At 71.6% G+C, this 16,862-nt stretch carries 19 protein-coding genes; 15 read left to right on the plus strand and 4 right to left on the minus strand.

Translation table 11 applies throughout. From position 1 onward, the window contains the following. Window positions 1-108 precede the first annotated feature (108 nt). The 4 genes from IEY30_RS12525 to IEY30_RS12540 all read left to right on the plus strand — a co-directional run bounded on the left by IEY30_RS12525 (window position 109) and on the right by IEY30_RS12540 (window position 3,068). The gene (locus IEY30_RS12525) at window positions 109-615 is read left to right on the plus strand and encodes a DUF4825 domain-containing protein (protein WP_030196560.1); all 507 of its coding nucleotides are present in this window, start codon (window positions 109-111) and stop codon (window positions 613-615) included. A gap of 184 nt (window positions 616-799) precedes the next feature. Beyond that, a complete protein-coding gene (locus IEY30_RS12530; RefSeq protein ID WP_030196563.1) occupies window positions 800-1,615 on the plus strand; it encodes an amino acid ABC transporter substrate-binding protein in 816 nt (271 codons plus the stop codon). Continuing rightward, entirely contained in the window at window positions 1,612-2,280 is a 669-nt protein-coding gene (locus tag IEY30_RS12535; RefSeq protein WP_030196566.1) for an amino acid ABC transporter permease, read from the plus strand. The genes IEY30_RS12530 and IEY30_RS12535 overlap by 4 nt, the downstream gene beginning before the upstream one ends. After that, window positions 2,277-3,068 carry an amino acid ABC transporter ATP-binding protein gene (locus IEY30_RS12540; RefSeq protein WP_030196570.1) on the plus strand — a complete coding sequence of 264 codons (792 nt, stop codon included), beginning with the start codon at window positions 2,277-2,279 and terminating at the stop codon, window positions 3,066-3,068. The genes IEY30_RS12535 and IEY30_RS12540 overlap by 4 nt, the downstream gene beginning before the upstream one ends. A 42-nt stretch (window positions 3,069-3,110) precedes the next feature. Here the strand turns inward: IEY30_RS12540 and IEY30_RS12545 are convergent, their stop codons facing one another. Further along, the gene (locus IEY30_RS12545; protein ID WP_052358436.1) at window positions 3,111-3,851 is read right to left on the minus strand and encodes an SGNH/GDSL hydrolase family protein; all 741 of its coding nucleotides are present in this window, start codon (window positions 3,849-3,851) and stop codon (window positions 3,111-3,113) included. A gap of 80 nt (window positions 3,852-3,931) precedes the next feature. Here IEY30_RS12545 and IEY30_RS12550 point away from each other — a divergent pair, with 80 nt between their 5' ends. The 3 genes from IEY30_RS12550 to IEY30_RS12560 all read left to right on the plus strand — a co-directional run bounded on the left by IEY30_RS12550 (window position 3,932) and on the right by IEY30_RS12560 (window position 7,656). After that, window positions 3,932-5,110, plus strand: a complete 1,179-nt coding sequence (locus tag IEY30_RS12550; RefSeq protein ID WP_030196579.1) for a cystathionine gamma-synthase — start codon at window positions 3,932-3,934, stop codon at window positions 5,108-5,110. A gap of 20 nt (window positions 5,111-5,130) precedes the next feature. After that, entirely contained in the window at window positions 5,131-6,477 is a 1,347-nt protein-coding gene (locus tag IEY30_RS12555) for a glutamate mutase L (RefSeq protein ID WP_030196583.1), read from the plus strand. Between the two features lie 333 nt (window positions 6,478-6,810). Beyond that, window positions 6,811-7,656: a hypothetical protein gene (locus IEY30_RS12560; protein ID WP_156035194.1), complete on the plus strand. Its 846-nt coding sequence runs from the start codon at window positions 6,811-6,813 to the stop codon at window positions 7,654-7,656. A 177-nt stretch (window positions 7,657-7,833) separates the two neighbouring features. On the opposite strand, the gene greA is transcribed toward IEY30_RS12560, so the two are convergent. Both greA and IEY30_RS12570 read right to left on the minus strand, forming a co-directional pair. Continuing rightward, window positions 7,834-8,319 carry a transcription elongation factor GreA gene (gene greA, locus IEY30_RS12565; RefSeq protein WP_030196589.1) on the minus strand — a complete coding sequence of 162 codons (486 nt, stop codon included), beginning with the start codon at window positions 8,317-8,319 and terminating at the stop codon, window positions 7,834-7,836. A 196-nt stretch (window positions 8,320-8,515) separates the two neighbouring features. Next, complete coding sequence (locus IEY30_RS12570) at window positions 8,516-8,887, minus strand: DUF4307 domain-containing protein (protein WP_030196591.1); 372 nt, start codon at window positions 8,885-8,887, stop codon at window positions 8,516-8,518. Window positions 8,888-9,079: 192 nt separating this feature from the next. Between IEY30_RS12570 and mca the strand changes: the two genes are divergently transcribed. Then, window positions 9,080-10,132, plus strand: a complete 1,053-nt coding sequence (gene mca, locus IEY30_RS12575) for a mycothiol conjugate amidase Mca (RefSeq protein ID WP_188960137.1) — start codon at window positions 9,080-9,082, stop codon at window positions 10,130-10,132. After that, window positions 10,129-10,437, plus strand: a complete 309-nt coding sequence (locus tag IEY30_RS12580; protein WP_043416505.1) for a hypothetical protein — start codon at window positions 10,129-10,131, stop codon at window positions 10,435-10,437. The genes mca and IEY30_RS12580 overlap by 4 nt, the downstream gene beginning before the upstream one ends. A gap of 84 nt (window positions 10,438-10,521) precedes the next feature. Here IEY30_RS12580 and trhA read toward each other — a convergent pair whose 3' ends face one another. Further along, window positions 10,522-11,232, minus strand: a complete 711-nt coding sequence (gene trhA / locus IEY30_RS12585) for a PAQR family membrane homeostasis protein TrhA (RefSeq protein WP_030196597.1) — start codon at window positions 11,230-11,232, stop codon at window positions 10,522-10,524. 167 nt (window positions 11,233-11,399) lie between these two features. On the opposite strand from trhA, the gene IEY30_RS12590 reads away from it, so the two are divergent. The 6 genes from IEY30_RS12590 (at window position 11,400) to phoH2 (ending at window position 16,800) form a co-directional block, all read left to right on the plus strand. After that, window positions 11,400-12,191, plus strand: coding sequence for an isoprenyl transferase (locus IEY30_RS12590; protein ID WP_052358438.1), 792 nt, complete (start codon window positions 11,400-11,402; stop codon window positions 12,189-12,191). A 234-nt stretch (window positions 12,192-12,425) separates the two neighbouring features. Continuing rightward, window positions 12,426-13,394 carry a WXG100 family type VII secretion target gene (locus IEY30_RS12595; protein WP_030196604.1) on the plus strand — a complete coding sequence of 323 codons (969 nt, stop codon included), beginning with the start codon at window positions 12,426-12,428 and terminating at the stop codon, window positions 13,392-13,394. A gap of 172 nt (window positions 13,395-13,566) precedes the next feature. Further along, window positions 13,567-14,238 carry a hypothetical protein gene (locus IEY30_RS12600; protein ID WP_156035196.1) on the plus strand — a complete coding sequence of 224 codons (672 nt, stop codon included), beginning with the start codon at window positions 13,567-13,569 and terminating at the stop codon, window positions 14,236-14,238. Next, window positions 14,235-14,573, plus strand: coding sequence for a hypothetical protein (locus IEY30_RS12605; RefSeq protein WP_030196613.1), 339 nt, complete (start codon window positions 14,235-14,237; stop codon window positions 14,571-14,573). The genes IEY30_RS12600 and IEY30_RS12605 overlap by 4 nt, the downstream gene beginning before the upstream one ends. Window positions 14,574-14,648: 75 nt before the next feature. Continuing rightward, complete coding sequence (locus IEY30_RS12610; RefSeq protein ID WP_156035198.1) at window positions 14,649-15,089, plus strand: hypothetical protein; 441 nt, start codon at window positions 14,649-14,651, stop codon at window positions 15,087-15,089. 472 nt (window positions 15,090-15,561) lie between these two features. Further along, entirely contained in the window at window positions 15,562-16,800 is a 1,239-nt protein-coding gene (gene phoH2 / locus IEY30_RS12615; RefSeq protein WP_229674993.1) for an RNA 5'-3' helicase PhoH2, read from the plus strand. Window positions 16,801-16,862 lie beyond the last annotated feature (62 nt).

Here is a 16,862-nt window from a genome sequence, read left to right on the forward strand (position 1 = left end):
GCAGCGCGCCGCGCGCGGCCGACGGGCGTCGGCCGGAACCGGAAGAGCGCGCCGCCCGTCCGTACACCGCAACGCGCCGGTCCCGGCGCCGTCGAAGGGAGACCGCCCGTGGCCCACCTGGCCCGCCCCGTCCGCAGCACCCTCGGTGCCCTCCTTCTCAGCGCCGTCGCGCTCGCCGGCTGCACCACCCCCGACCCGGGCGCCTCGAACGCAGGGTCGTCCGCGACGGTCGGGGCGGACGCCCGGGCGCAGGCCCTGTGGGCCCACCGGACGGCATACGTCGGCGACAACTCCAAGGTCATCGCGCTCGTGGGCGACGCGGGCTTCGGTCCGGCGGGCAGCTACACGCTCTCGCTGTGGACGACGAGGAAGCCGTATGCCGTGACGATCGCCCTGACCGACCCGGCCAAGCCGTTCGAGACGACCGACTTCAGCGCCCCGGCGACCCTGCTGCTCGGCACCGTCACCAATCTCGACGCGGTCCACGTCACCGCGGCCGGCCAGACGTACTCGATGACGGCCGGGGAGGCGAGCACGGCGCTCGGCCACGACGTCAAGACGCTCGGCACCGACCGGGCTGCCCTGGACGAGTACGTGCGCTCGCTCCGGGACTGACGGGCTCGCCCTCACCCCGGCGCGGGGCCTGTCGCCGAGCCCGACACGCCAGGACGGGAATGCGGGCGGCACGGCGGTGGTTGGCACGCGATGGACGACCTCGCCGGATTATGCCCATCCCAAGGTGGGCTTATAGGTTGACGGTCGTCACCATCCCCGACCGATCCACCAGGAAGTGCCCACCATGCGTTCGAGGTCTGTCCTCACCGTCCTGCTCACCACCCTCCTGACCGCCGTGCTCGCGGCGTGCAGCAGCACCGGCGCGAGGGGTGGGTCCGAGCTCCAGGCGGTCAAGGACGCCGGCGTGCTCAAGGTCGGCACCGAGGGCACCTACTCGCCCTTCTCGTTCCACGACCCCAAGACCAACGCCCTGACGGGCTACGACGTCGAGGTCGCCAAGGCCGTCGCCGACAAGCTCGGCGTCAAGGTCGAGTACGTCGAGACGCCGTGGGACTCGATCTTCGCCGGGCTCGCCGCCGACCGCTTCGACGTCGTCGTCAACCAGGTGACGAAGAACCCCGAGCGCGCTGGGCTCTACGGCCTGAGCAGCACCTACACGTGGTCCGAGGGCGTCGTCGCGACCCGCGCCGACGACTCGTCGATCACCTCGCTCGCCGCCCTCAAGGGCAAGAAGTCCGCGCAGAGCCTGACGAGCAACTGGACCAAGGTCGCCAAGGATGCCGGCGCCGAGGTCGAGTCGGTCGAGGGCTTCACGCAGGCCATCACGCTGCTCAAGCAGTCGCGCGTCGACGCGACCGTCAACGACAGCCTCGCCGTGCTCGACTACCTCAAGTCCACCGGTGACCAGGGCGTCAAGATCGCCGCCAAGACCGGTGACGTCTCCGAGCAGGTCGTCGCGACCCGCAAGGACTCCGACCTCGTCGCCGCCATCGACAAGGCGCTCGCTGACCTCAAGGCGGACGGCACGCTGGCGAAGATCTCGCAGAAGTACTTCTCGGCCGACGTCTCGAAGCAGCCGGCTGCCGCCTCCGCCTCGTGAACGACCAGACGATCGCGCTGATCCTCGACTCGCTGGGCCCGCTGCTGCGGGCCACGGTGACGTCGACGATCCCGCTGACGCTGATCAGCTTCGTGCTCGGGCTGGTCCTCGCGCTCGGCGTCGCCCTGATGCGGCTGTCGTCGGTACGCGTGGTCTCGGCCCTGGCGCGGCTCTACATCTCGGTCATCCGCGGCACGCCCCTGCTGCTCCAGCTCTTCATCATCTACTACGGCCTCCCCGCCCTCGGGGTGCGCTTCGACCCCTTCCCGGCGGCGATCCTCGCCTTCACGCTCAACGTCGGCGGCTATGCGGCCGAGGTGATCCGGTCGGCAATCCTGTCGGTGCCCAAGGGGCAGTGGGAGGCCGCCTCGACGGTCGGCATGGGCTACGTCACGACGCTGCGCAGGGTCGTCCTGCCGCAGGCCGCGCGGACCGCGATCCCGCCGCTGTCCAACACCCTCATCTCCCTCGTCAAGGACACCTCGCTCGCCTCGACCATCCAGGTCACCGAGCTGCTCCGCGTGGCCCAGGAGGCCGCGGCACCGACGTACCAGTTCTTCGCGCTCTACGGCGTCGCCGCCGTCTACTACTGGGTCGTCTGCCTCGCGCTCTCCTTCGGGCAGTCCCGCCTCGAGGAACGACAGAACAGGTACGTCGCAGCATGAGCGAGACCCCGAAAACCCCTGCCCCGCAGACCGGTCCGCTGGTGTCGGTGTCCGGCCTCGCGAAGTCCTTCGGTGACCACGAGGTCCTCCGGTCCATCGACTTCGAGGTCATGCCCGGGAGCGTCACCGTCCTCATCGGGCCGTCCGGCTCGGGCAAGACGACGGTGCTGCGGTCGCTCAACGCCCTGGACGTCGCGGACGCCGGCGTCGTGCGCATCGGGGACGTCGAGGTCGACTTCGCCCGGCGCCCGGTCACGAAGCGGCAGGTCGCCGACCTGCGCGCCCAGAGCGGCATGGTCTTCCAGTCGCACCACCTCTTCCCGCACCTGACGGTCCTCGAGAACGTCACGGCCGGACCGGTGCTCGCCCAGCGCCGCGACCGGGCCGAGGCCGTCGCCGAGGCGAAGGAGCTGCTCCGGCTCGTCGGGCTCGAGGAGAAGGCCGACGCCTACCCCTACCAGCTCTCGGGCGGTCAGCAGCAGCGCGTCGGCATCGCCCGCGCGCTCGCGATCCGCCCCAAGCTGATGCTCTTCGACGAGCCGACGTCGGCGCTCGACCCCGAGCTCGTCGGCGAGGTGCTCCTCGTCATGAAAGACCTTGCAGCACAGGGGTGGACGATGGTCGTGGTCACGCACGAGATCCGCTTCGCCCAGCAGGTCGCCGACCAGGTGCTCTTCATGGACGGCGGCGTCATCGTCGAGCGTGGCACGCCCGACGAGGTGCTGACCCGGCCGAGGACCGAGCGCGCCCGCCAGTTCCTCCATCGCATCCTCGACCCGCTCGACTGAGCCGCGCTGACGCGCACCGAGGGCGTATGCCGTGTGGCCGGCTCAGCCGACCGGGCCGACCGGGCCGACCGGGCCGACCAGGCCGGCCGCGTCGACGGCGCGCTCCACGACCCCCGCCATCTCGGCGTAGCCGCGGTCGTTGGGGTGGAACTTGTCCGAGGCCAGGCGCCCGCGCCACGAGCGCGGACCGTCACGCCGCATGTCGACGAGGACGAGCCTGCCTGCGTCGGCCCGCTCGCGGAGCATCGCGTCGACGGCGCGTGCCTCGCGGTGCGGGTTGGGCAGGTTGGAGACCAGGGCGCCGTGCGGCAGCCGGTCGAGCAGCTCGTCGAACCGCTCGACGAGACCCCGCCGGTGCCGGCGCACGACGACGTCGTTCGAGCCGATGACCACCGTGACGAGCGCAGCGGGAGCGGCGCCGGCCGTGAGCGACTCGAGCGCCGGCAGTTGTCGGTCGAGCACGTCCTCGACCCGGGCGCCGTTGACCCCGAGGTTGACCAGGCGGTGGTCCCACCCGCGCGCTGCGAGGCGCCCGCTCAGCTGCCCGACCCAGCCGCAGTCGGGCGCGCTCGCGCCGATGCCCTGCGTCATCGAGTCGCCGAGCGCCACCCACAGGGGCCCGCCACCCGCAGCGGCCACGCGGTTGTGGGACTCCCACCACACGGCATACGGAAGCACCTGATCCTGGACCGCGCGGATGCCGGGGAACGTGGCCGACAGCGCCGAGAGCACGGGGCCGCGCGGCCGCACGCTGCGGTTGCTGTAGTCGAAGTCGAGGGCCACGTCGGCAGCATCTCAGACGAGCGTCGGGCGCGGCTCGGGTCGTTGGGGGCGGTCCCCATCCAGGGCATAGGCTCGGACCCATGTCTGACGAGCACGGCTTCTCCACACGCGCCATCCACGCCGGCCAGGAGGCCGACGAGCTCACCGGTGCGGTGGTGCCCCCGATCTACCAGGTGTCGACCTACAAGCAGGACGGCATCGGCGGCTTCCGCAACGGCTACGAGTACAGCCGGTCGGCCAACCCGACCCGCACGGCGCTCGAGGAGTGCATCGCGGCGCTCGAGGGCGGCAGCCGCGGCTTCGCCTTCGCCTCGGGGCTCGCCGGCCAGGACACCGTGGCCCGGGCGCTGCTCGTCCCCGGCGACCACGTCGTCGTGCCCAACGACGCCTACGGCGGCACGTACCGCTACTTCAACAAGGTCGCCAAGCCCCAGGGCGTCGAGCACTCCATCGCCGACATGGGCGACGTCGAGGCCGTCCGCGCCGCGATCCGCCCGGGGCAGACGAAGATGGTCTGGGTCGAGACGCCGACCAACCCGCTGCTCGGCATCGCCGACATCGAGGCCATCGCAGCGGTCGCGCACGAGGCCGGTGCGGTGCTCGTCGTCGACAACACCTTCGCCACCGCCTACCTGCAGAGCCCGCTCGCGCTCGGCGCCGACATCGTCACGCACTCGACGACCAAGTACTCCGGCGGTCACAGCGACGTCGTGGGTGGCGCCGTCGTGACGGCCAAGACCATCACGGTCCCGGGCTACGAGGACGCCGAGGAGCGGATCGCCTTCCACCAGAACAGCATCGGCGGCGTCGCCGGGCCGTTCGACTCGTGGCTGACGCTGCGCGGGCTCAAGACGCTCGCCATCCGCATGGAGCGGCACTGCGACAACGCCGAGAAGGTCGTCGAGTTCCTCGAGGGCCACGACGGCGTCTCGCAGGTGCTCTACCCGGGGCTGCCCGGGCACGCCAACCACGACGTCGCCGCGCGCCAGATGAAGCGCTTCGGCGGCATGGTCAGCTTCCGCATGCGACGCGGCGAGGACGCCGCCGTCAAGACGTGCGCGGCCGTCAGCCTCTGGACCCTCGGCGAGTCCCTCGGCGGCGTCGAGTCGCTCATCGAGCACCCGGGCCGCATGACGCACGCCAGCGTCGCGGGCACCGAGCTCGAGGTGCCCAGCGACCTCATCCGGCTCTCGGTCGGCATCGAGGACGTCGACGACCTCATCGCCGACCTGCGCGAGGCGCTCGACATCCACGGCTGAGGTCCTCCTTCCGGCTGCCCATGACGATCCTCGCCGTCGACTTCGGGTCGACCTTCACCAAGGGCGCCCTCATCGGCGACGACGGCGCCGTGCTCGGCACGGCGTCGACGCCGACGACGGGCACCCAGGGGCGCGGCGACATCCTCGACGGCTACCGGACGTTGCGGTCCGCGCTCGAGGTCCCGGACGACGCCGTCGTGCGGGCCTGCTCGAGCGCGGGTGGCGGGTTGCGGCTCGCGGTCGTCGGCTACGAGCGCACCGTCACGGCCCAGGCCGGGCACCGCGTGGGCCTCTCGGCGGGGGCCAAGGTCGTCCACGTGGCGGCGGGGGAGCTGACGACCGCCGACGTCGCGGCCGTCCGCGCCGCGCGCCCCGACCTGGTCCTGCTCGTGGGGGGCACCGACGGCGGCAACCGCAACGTGCTGCTGCACAACGCCGCCCGGTTGGCCAAGGGCGCCATCGGGGGTCACGGTGCGCACGCCGTGCCGATCGTCGTCGCCGGCAACGTCGACGCCCGCGACGAGGCGGCGGCGCTGCTCGCGACGACCGGCCGGCCGACCGTCCTCGCCGACAACGTGCTGCCGCAGATCGGCGTCATCGCGCCGGAGTCGGCGCGGGCCGCGATCCGCGAGGCGTTCCTCCGGCACGTCATCGGCGGCAAGGGGCTGTCGCGCGACCCGGCGTTCGCCGCGATGGTCGAGGCGGCCACCCCCGACGTCGTCCTGGGCGGTGTCGAGGTGCTCGCCTCGGTGACCGACGGTGACGTCGTGGTCGTCGACGTCGGCGGCGCGACGACCGACGTCTACTCGTGCCTGACGCCCGAGGGCGAGGACGCCGTCCTGCGCAAGGACGTCGTCGCGCCCCTCTGGCACGCCCGCACCGTCGAGGGCGACCTCGGCATGCGGTGGAACGCCGAGCACGTCCTCGAGGCGGCGGAGTCCGAGCACCTGCTCGCCTCGGTGCCCGACCCCGACGCGCTGAGGGCGTATGCCGCGCGCGTCCACGAGCGGCCCGGCTCGCTGCCCGTCGACGAGCTCGAGCGGTCGCACGACCTCGAGCTGGCCCGGCTCGCGGCGCTCGTCGCGGTGCGGCGTCACGCCCGCCCGGCGCAGCCCACCGAGTCGGCGCGGCCGCTCGCCAACGTCGTGGCCCTCGTCGGCTCCGGGGGAGTGCTGCGGCACAGCGACGCCCTCGGTCGGGACCACGTGCTGGGGGCCGTCCTCGCCGACCACGCGGGCGGCTGGAAGGTGCCGCGCGCGGCCCGCGCGACGGTCGACACGGCATACCTCCTCTTCGCCATCGGCCTCCTGGCCACCGACCCCGGGCACCGGCACCTCGCCGAGACGATCGCCACTCACCTCCTCTAACCGTCGAAAGGCCAAAGTTCGCGGGTCCTCACCCGTCGAAAGGCCAAAGTTCGTGGGTCTTTGCTCGTCGAGAGGCCAACGTCCGCGACCTGTCTGGGCGTTGTCCACATCCCTATGCCGGGGCACGGCGTGACCCACAGGCTCGTCAAGCGCATGGCGCACCGTGCTTGCAGGCGGAAGCGTCGGCCCATGGAATCCCAGGCACTCCCGCCCGACCTGCTCCTGCGGCCGTTCCGCACGCAGGACGCCCTCGCGAGAGGAGTGACGCCCTCTCGTCTCAGGGCGGGTGACCTCTGGACACCCACGCCTGGTGTCAGGACCGCCGAGATCCCGATGAACCTGCGGGAGCGGGCAGCTGCATTCGCCGCCGTGGCGCCGCAGGAGTTCGCTTTCGCCCACGCCACGGCCGCTCGGCTCCTCGGCATCCCCTTGCCGTATGCGTTGGAGGAGGACCCGGACATCCATATCGTCACGTGCACCGCCGCCAACCGCATTCGACGCGGCGAGGTGCGGGGTCACCGCGGGTTGGAGTCGCGCCGTGTGGTCGAGGTGCACGGGCTGCCCGTCGTGGGGCCCGCCGACACCTGGGCGGACCTGGGGGAGTACGTCGGCGCTGGGCTGCCCGTTGGGCTGGACGACCTGATCGTGGCGGGCGATTCGGCGGCAAATCTGCTCGGCGAGCTCGCTCCGCTCAAGAGGGCCATCGAGTCCAGAGTCAGGCCCCGCGGGAAGGTGACCCTGACGTTTGCGCTCCCGCGTGTCCGGATGGGCTCATGGTCACCCATGGAAACCCGCAGTCGTCTCATGGTCATGAGGGCCGGGCTGCCCGAGCCGAAGCTCAATGCGCCTGTTGTGAGCCGTTCGGGCGACTGGCTCGGTTTCGGCGACCTGGTCTGGGAGGAGCAGCGTGTCGTCGGCGAGTTCCTCGGCGTCGAGTTCCACACCCGACTGCGGGATCGCGTCCACGACGGCCTTCGACGCGACCGGGTCGAGCGAGGCGACTGGGCCGTCGTCGAGATCGTCTCGACCGACGTCTTCGAGCACGACGCCCGTGCTGCGAAGCTGCGAGAGCTCGCAGGTTTTCTCGGGGTCAACCCTCATCTGCTCGATGTCATGTCCGCTGCACCGCAGTTCTTCGCGCCCGCGCAGTTCGCTAGGCCTCGTCGTCGACGGTCCTAGCGTGTGCGCACCTGCAACCTTGGCCACTCGACGGTGGGGGACCCGCAAACATTGGCCACTCGACGCTGGGGAACCCGCAAACATTGGCCACTCGACGGTTGAGGGTTTTGGGGAGATGGCGAACGGGCCGGTCCCCTTTTGGGGAACCGGCCCGTTCGGGTCAGACGGGTGTGGCCGTCAGCCGGTGTAGGGCTTCGCGGCCAGGATCTTGACCCCGATGGTCTTGCCGTTCGGGGCCTCGTAGCTCGTGCTGTCGCCGACGCTCTTGCCGTTGATGGCAGCGCCCATGGCCGACTTCTCCGAGAAGACCTGCAGGTCGGAGCCGTCGGCGATCTCGCGGTTGCCGAGCAGGAAGGTCTCCTCGTCGCCGAAGATCTCGACCGTCACGAGCATGCCGGGCTCGACGACACCGTCGTCGGGGGGCGTCTCGCCGATCGTCGCGTTCTGGAGCAGCTCGGTGAGCTGGCGGATGCGGGCCTCCATCTTGCCCTGCTCCTCGCGGGCGGCGTGGTAGCCGCCGTTCTCCTTGAGGTCGCCCTCCTCGCGGGCCTCCTCGATCTTGCGCGCGATCTCGAGGCGACCTTCGCCCGTGAGCTGGTCCAGCTCCGCCTTGAGGCGGTCATGGGCCTCCTGGGTCAGGAAGCCAGCGGCAGTCTCGGTCACGGTTGTCACTCCTTGGATGAACAGCGCCCACGCGGTGCTCGCGTGGGCGCCTGCACAAAAGAAAGGGCCCGAACGGGGTTGTCGACAACGCATGTGCCGGTCGGCGACGGGTCCGGACCCTGGATGAAGCATTCAGGATAACAAAATGAGCAGCAAAGATGCAGTTCACGCCGCATTCGGCCGCGTTTCCCGCCGCTCAGGAGCAGGTCTTGACCTGCCCTGTCACGGCCCGCGACGTCGTGCGCAGCATCGCCGACTCGGTCGTGGTCTCCTCGGCGCTCGCCGCCACCTGGACGGTGCTCGTGCCGACGGGGGCGAAGTCGCGCGCCAGGGCCTCGATCGTGCACGTCATGGCCCGGCCGCCCGGTCGGGTGACCTCGAAGTCGACACGCACCTGCTGGTCGCTGACCACCTTGTAGCCGAGCGTCTGCCAGCTCGGCTGGCCCAGCGTCGACGACAGCCCGAACCAGATGGCGAGGCCGACGCCCGCGAGGATGCCGACCGTGCCGACAACCCACCACTTCAGCTGGCCGGGGGCGGGGCGGGGCAGGGTCTGGCGGGACGGCATACGAGGTCCTGGCGGTTCGAGCCCGTGCATGGTGGGGCGCGGGGGAGTGAGAGGATGGAGAGCGGGTCCAGTGTCTCCCATGACGCAGCGGGAGCCGCACCGACCCGGGCGCCGGGAGGCACGACGAGCACGATCAGCACGACGAGCCACCCGCACCCCCCCCACCGACACTGCAGACGAACAGGGAGCCACGTGGCCGAGGGCATGCGTTTGATGGCGGTGCACGCGCACCCCGACGACGAGTCGAGCAAGGGGGCCGCGACGACGGCCAAGTACGTCGCCGACGGCGCGTCCGTCATGGTCGTCTCCTGCACGGGCGGCGAGCGCGGGGACATCCTCAACGAGAAGCTCAAGGGTGACCCGCACATCCTGCGCGACATCGCGCAGGTGCGCCGTGACGAGATGAAGGCCGCGCAGGACGTGCTCGGGTGCGAGCACACGTGGCTCGGCTTCGTCGACTCCGGCCTGCCCGAGGGCGACCCTCTGCCGCCGCTGCCCGACGGCTGCTTCGCGCTCGAGGACATCGACGTCACCACCGAGGCGCTCGTGCGGGTCATCCGCACGTGGCGCCCGCACGTCATGACGACGTACGACGAGAAGGGTGGCTACCCGCACCCCGACCACATCATGTGCCACACGGTGTCGATGGCGGCCTTCGAGGCGGCCGGCGACCCGACGCGCTACCCGCACGCCGGCGAGCCGTGGCAGCCGCTCAAGATCTACTACAACGGCGGATGGTCGAAGGTTCGCCTCGAGGCGATCCACGACGCCATGCTCGCCGAGGGACTCGAGAGCCCGTATGCCGAGTGGCTGGCCAACTGGAAGCCGCGCCGTTCGGGGCGCCCGACCACGACGATCGCGTGCGGTGAGCACTTCGAGACGCGTGACCGCGCGCTCCTGGCGCACGCCACGCAGGTCGACCCGGACGGCTTCTGGTTCCAGGTGCCGCTCGAGATCCAGCGGCGCGTCTGGGGCGTCGAGGAGTTCGAGGCGGCACTGTCGTACGTGCCCATCGCGGACGGCGAGGACGACCTCTTCGCCGGCCTCGGCACCCCCGCAGAGGCCGACGCGCTCGCGACCCGCACCGACCTCACGCTCGTCCACGACGGCCGCATCACCGAGGAGCCCGAGCCCGAGCTCGAGGAGGGCGAGAAGGAGCACGGTCGCGCCCGCGGCGACAGCTCCGAGACGCACGCCGACGAGGACGACAGCGAGCGCGACTCGACGACGGCAGGCACCCGATGAGCGGCGGCGGCAACCTCCCGGTCGGTCCCGGCATCTGGGGCTTCATCGCCTTCTTCGTGCTGGCGCTCGCGCTGTGGTTCCTCGTGCGCAACATGAACAGCCGCCTGCGCCGGATGGCCTACCGCGACCGCGACCGCGCCGAGGAGTTCGCGGCGAACGCCGAGGTCGACGGCTCGAGGCGCGTCGGTGCCGACGCGGCCACGCCGGCCGACCAGAGCACCGCGCCGACCACCCCGGGCGAGCCCGACAGCCCGGCCGAGCGCGGCGACGACCCCGACGCCCGCGGCGAGGCCACGCGCCCCTGAGACCCGGGCACACGGCATACGCCATCGACGGACGACGAACGCCCCGGCAGAGCCTGCCGGGGCGTCGTCATGTCACGCGGATGCTCAGGTGGCGGCCTGGTAGCCGATCACGGCGAGCATCACCGCGGTGAAGTGCGTCAGGAAGCCGCCGAGCGTGAAGGCGTGGAAGACCTCGTGGAAGCCGAACCAGCGCGGCCACGGGTTGGGCCGCTTCGTGCCGTAGACGATGCCGCCGGCGGTGTAGAGCAGGCCGCCGAGCCCGATGAGCGAGCCGATGAGCGGACCGCCCTGCCGCCAGAACGGCACGACGTAGAAGACCGCGGCCCAGCCGAGCGCGAGGTAGAGCGCCGTGTAGAGCCAGCGCGGCGCGCTGACCCAGAAGACCCGGAACAGCACGCCCGCAACGGCAGCGCCCCAGATGACCGAGAGGAGCACCCGCGCCTGGTCTGTGGGCAGCAGCGTCACCGCGAACGGCGTGTAGGTGCCGGCGATGATGAGGTAGATGTTCGAGTGGTCGAAGCGCTTGAGCAGGACCGACATCCTCGGGCCCCACGTGCCGCGGTGGTAGACCGCCGAGACGCCGAAGAGCAGGGCCGCGCTGATCGTGAAGACGATCGACGCGGTGCGGACGGCTCCAGGGTCGGACAGGAGCACGAGGACCAGGCCGCCGATGACGGCGACGGGGAACATCGCGAGGTGCAGCCAGCCGCGGAGGCGGGGCTTGACGACCGCGACGAGGTCGGAGACCGGAGCGCTCGACGTGGCCTGCGGGGCTGGCTCGGGAGTGGTGCTCATGTCGGCGAGTGTAACCTACGCGACCGTAGGTTACGGAAGCGTAGGTAGCCGTCGGGTCGACCTGCGGCCGACCTCGGGCCGACCTCCGGCCGACCTCCGCGGACGCGCGAGGGGCGGGGGGTACGGTGGGACCGCGGCTCTCCCGGGCTGCCCAGACCTGACCGGCGATGACACGAGCGAGTCGACGAGGAGGCCCCGTGGGGTGGCGCGATGTGGTCTACGGCGCGTACGAGCGTCGAGTCCTCAAGGACCTCCCCAAGGAGGCGCTTCCGCGCCACGTGGCCGTTATGCTCGACGGCAACCGCCGCTGGGCGCGCGCCCGCGGGGCGGGCACGGCGAGTGGCCACCAGGCCGGCGCCGACAAGATCGAGGAGCTGCTCGAGTGGTGCCGTGACGCGGGCGTCGAGTACGTCACGCTCTGGCTGCTCTCCACCGACAACCTGCGCCGCGCCGAGGAGGAGCTCGCCCCGCTCCTGAAGATCATCGAGACCGCGGTCGCCGACCTCGCCGAGTCCGGCAACTGGCAGCTGAAGATCGTCGGCGCGCTCGACCTGCTGCCGCCCGAGACGGCCGCGAGCCTGAGCGCCTCCGCGGAGCGCACCAAGGACGTCGACGGCATGACGGTCAACGTCGCCGTCGGCTACGGCGGACGGCGCGAGATCGCCGACGCCGTGCGTGACCTGCTGCTCGCCCGCGCCGCGGAAGGCGAGACCATCGAGCAGATCGCCGCCGAGCTCACCGTCGAGGACATCGCCGAGCACCTCTACACCAAGGGCCAGCCCGACCCCGACCTCGTCATCCGCACGTCGGGCGAGCAGCGGCTCGGCGGCTTCCTGCTCTGGCAGAGCGCGACGTCGGAGTTCTACTTCTGCGAGGCGTACTGGCCGGACTTCCGTCACGTCGACTTCCTACGCGCGCTGAGGGCGTATGCCGGCCGGCACCGTCGGTTCGGCGGGTGACCGTGGACGAGGGCTGAGTGAACCCAGCGGGCTGAGCGGCCCGAGCGGGCCGAGCGGACACAGGGGAGTGCTCCCCATTGTCCGGCTTGGCCCGGTTGCGTAGGTTGCGGGTGGGCCGAGACGCCCGGGCCCGCACCGGCCCGACCAGCACCGACCAGGACCCGACCAGCACGGAACCAGCATCGACCGGGCCGGACTTTCGACAGCGGCGACGACATCAGGGGAGTACGACAGATGGCGATCTACAAGAAGGGTGCCGATCCGGTGGCCCTGCGGGCCTCGGCGGAGCGGATCACGGGCCACGCGCGCGAGTGCGAGACCGTCAAGAGTGACGCGAGCCGTGCGGTCCACGCCCTGAAGGGCCAGTGGGGCGGCGCCGACCTCGACCACCTGATGAACCGCTGGCCCCCGGTGGAGGCCCAGCTGACGCAGTTCGGGACCGACCTCGGCAAGCTGGCCGAGGCGCTGCGCCGCAATGCGGGCGCCCAGGACACGACGAGCGGTCAGGGCGCCGGCGGCAGCGGTGGCCCCGGGGGAGCCGGCGGCAACGGTGGTCCCGGTGGGGGCAACGGCATCCCCGGCTACGACCTCCTCAAGTCGATCTGGAGCCCGATCAAGGGGCTCGGCACCGCCGTGGGCTTGCTCGGCACGAGCATGAAGATCAGGAACTTCCTGTCCAACCTCGGCAGCTGGGACAGCGCGACCGGGGTGTTCGCCAACCTCAAGAACGCGTGGAAGACCGGCCGGCTGGCCGAGTTCGGCGAGGCGCTGGCGCCGAAGAACTGGGGCTCGCTGTCCCGCTTCCTGCCGTCCCTGGCGGAGGGTGGGGCGCTGGCCCGCAGCCTGGGCACCGTGGGCAAGGCGCTCGGCCCGATCGGCGTCGCGTTCGGTGGCTTCACGGTCGCCAACGACATCTCGGAGGGCAACTACGGGCGGGCCGGCTACGACTCGGTGATGACCGGCCTGGGAGCCGCGGCCCTGCTGACGCCGCCTCCGGTCGACGTCGTGTGCGGCATCGCCGCCGGCGGCATGGCCGTGGGGCAGCTCGTCTACGACAACTGGGACACGATCACCGACTTCACCTCGGACGCCGCCGACGCCGTCGGTGACTTCACGTCCGACGCGGTCGACGCGGTCGGTGACTTCGCCTCCGGCGCCGCTGACACCCTGGGCGACGTCGCCGACGCCGCGTGGCCCTTCTGACCCGGACCGTCGACCCAGGATCCTGACGGGCGCCGGCTGCCCGGGAGGCGAGATCCCGCGCCGCCCGGCATCGTTGGAACCAGGACCTGAGACCGTGAACCGCCCAACCGCAACACCGCCGACCGCGAACGACCGACCGTGAACGACCGACCGTGAACGACCGAGGAGAACCATGGCTGACCCGATGAAGGGCACCCCGCTCGAGGGCTTCGAGCTGCCCGACGACGTCTTCGGGCTGGGGGCCGCCGAGCTCGCCTACCTGATGGCCCGCCACGAGACGCCCGCCGGCGAGCGCTCGCGCCGCCTGCTCATGCTCGACCCGCGGTCGGCCGACGACGCCGCGCTGCTCGCCGGGGCCTCCAGCCTCGCGTCCCGCGGCTGGCTCACCGTGACCGACGACGGCGAGGCGCAGACCCGGTCCAACGCCGCCCTCGTCGAGTACGCCGTGGGCGCGGCCACCCGCTGGACCCGCGTCGGGCTCGTCGGTGAGAACGCCAGCCAGATGGACTTCGCGATCCTCGTCGAGTCCGACACCGTCATCGCGCTCATGCAGCCGCGCCAGCTCGCCTCGTGGTTCATCCGCCTCGGCGAGCGCAACGGCGAGACCGGCGCCCTCGTGACCGGGCTCGTGAAGGAGCGGTTCGCCGCCAACCCCGAGTCCGGCGTCTTCCTCGAGGTGCAGACGCTCGAGGGCAGCTCCAACCTCGCTGTGCGGCGGTCGGGTTCGGGCTTCGAGGCCCTGGCCGACGTGGCCGGCCCCGGCACCGGCACCGGCGGGATCGTCGACGCCGAGGGCCTGCAGGCCGCGGTCTCGGCTCTCTACACCGAGGTGGTCAGCGCATGAGCACCCCGACTCCCCGCGCCACCGGACCGGCCGGCGCCACGCCGCCCAAGGAGCCCTTCTCCTACGTCAGCCAGCAGCGCGGGCTGCTGACGCTGAAGATCCGCGAACCGGTGCTCATGTTCGTCTTCTTCCTCGCCTTCGCCGTCCTCGGCGTCGTCTTCTTCTTCATGGTCAAGAAGGGCGCCGACCAGGGCGCCGAGGGAGCCATGGGCGTGGCCTACCTCATCCTCGCCATCTTCGCGGGGCTGGGCGTCGTCGGGATGGCCATCGCGGCCGTCCGCTGGCGCTGGAAGCGCGAGTACGTCCGCGTCATGGGTCGCTCGCCCTGGGCGTGAGCAGCGACCTGCCGCCGTACGCCTGGCTCGAAGACCCCACCCGGCCGTTCGGCCCGGTGGGGGGTCCGCACGACCGTGGTGCTGGGCGCCGTGCTCGGCGGCGTCGGCCTGTTCTCGCTGGCGTATGCCGTGTTCGGCGGTCCGGACGCGAGGGTGGCCCGGTCGGTGGCCGGCTTCGCGTTCGTCGTCATCGGGGCCGTGGTCGTCCGCATGGGCGTGGCGCGGCGGGCGTGGCGGCGGCGTCACCCCGGCGTGGACCCGCTCGAGGCCGCGACGGCCGCCGGTGGCAACGTCGGCGACGCGTTCGGCAACGACTCGCGGGCGGCGCAGGTCGGGCGCTGGGTGCTCGTGGTCGTCTGCGCCGCCGTCACGCTCGTCATGGTGCTGGCGCTGCGGCGCGCGGTCACGGGGGAGACCCCGACGGATGCCGGCGCCATGGTCGTCATCGTGCTGCTCGGCGCCTTCCCCGCGCTGGTCGGCGTGGCTGCGCTCGCGGCGGGGTCGCGACGGCGCTGAGCCCGACGGCACTGATAGGGCTGGCCCGGCGCCGGCCCGGGGCCGTGCGGCGACCGGAGCGTTACGCCCGTGTGAACACTCGGACGACACGACGACACGACGGCGTTCAATCCCCGCCGCTGTCACCCCCGAGTCGTACCGTCGATCCAACGGCCGACACCCGTCGGACGTTGCCAGGAGGCCTACCCATGGAGCGATCGCTCAGGACGGAGGGCCGGGCACGACGCCACCCTCTGGTGGCCGCCCGGCATCTCGGGAGCGATGAGGCGCGCTGAGCGCGCCGCGTAGGGAGTGGCACATGGCACGTACGACCCGTCAGGTCACGTCGGACCCCGCCAGCACGACTGCCAGCACCACCAAGCCGGCCGCGGCCTCCACACGCGCCACCACACGCACGACGGCTCGTCAGCGCGAGCCCGAGCACAAGACGTACGTCCTCGACACGTCGGTGCTGCTGTCCGACCCGCGAGCCATGCTGCGGTTCGCCGAGCACGAGGTCGTCCTTCCGGTCGTCGTCGTCACCGAGCTCGAGGGCAAGCGTCACCACCCGGAGCTCGGCTACTTCGCCCGCCAGGCCCTGCGCCTGCTCGACGACCTGCGCGTCAGCGAGGGTCGGCTCGACAAGCCCGTGGCCGTCGGCACCGACGGCGGCACCCTGCGCGTCGAGCTCAACCACACCGACCCGTCCTCGCTGCCGGCCGGCTTCCGGCTCGGTGACAACGACACCCGGATCCTCGCCGTGGCCCGCAACCTCGCCAACGAGGGCGCCGACGTGACGATCGTCAGCAAGGACCTGCCGATGCGCGTCAAGGCCTCGGCGTGCGGTCTCGAGGCGGAGGAGTACCGCCACGAGCAGGGCATCGACTCCGGCTGGACCGGCATGCAGGAGCTCGAGGTCAGCAGCGAGGAGCTCGACCAGCTCTACGACCGCGGACGCATCGAGCACGCCGGCGCCGCCGAGCTGCCGTGCCACACCGGTCTCGTCCTGCTCTCGCCGCGGGGAAGCGGTCTGGGGCGGGTCGGGGCCGACAAGCAGATCCGGCTCGTCCGCGGCGACCGCGACGCGTTCGGCCTGCACGGTCGCAGCGCCGAGCAGCGCATCGCCCTCGACCTGCTGCTCGACCCCGACGTCGGCATCCTCAGCCTCGGTGGCCGGGCCGGCACGGGCAAGTCCGCGTTGGCCCTGTGCGCGGGCCTCGAGTCCGTCATGGAGCGCCGGATCCAGCGCAAGGTGCTCGTCTTCCGGCCGCTCTTCGCCGTCGGCGGCCAGGAGCTCGGCTACCTGCCCGGCACCGAGGCGGAGAAGATGAATCCGTGGGGCCAGGCGGTCTTCGACACCCTGAGCGCGCTCGTCTCGACCGAGGTCGTCGAGGAGATCATGGACCGCGGCCTCCTCGAGGTCCTTCCCCTGACGCACATCCGCGGCCGGTCCCTGCACGACGCGTTCGTCATCGTCGACGAGGCCCAGTCCCTCGAGCGCAACGTGCTCCTCACGGTGCTGAGCCGTATCGGACAGAACAGCAAGGTCGTGCTCACCCACGACGTCGCGCAGCGTGACAACCTCCGCGTCGGCCGGCACGACGGCGTCGCGGCGGTCATCGAGAAGCTCAAGGGCCACCCCCTCTTCGCGCACGTGACGCTGACCCGGAGCGAGCGCAGCCCCATCGCGGCCCTGGTCACCGACATGCTCGAAGGGATCGATGTGACCTGAGTCACACAGCGCACCGGCGTCCCCGAGCACGGTTCTCGGGGACGCTGTGCGCTGGGCCACGT

The organism is Terrabacter tumescens, from assembly GCF_014646815.1.
GTDB lineage: Bacteria > Actinomycetota > Actinomycetes > Actinomycetales > Dermatophilaceae > Terrabacter > Terrabacter tumescens.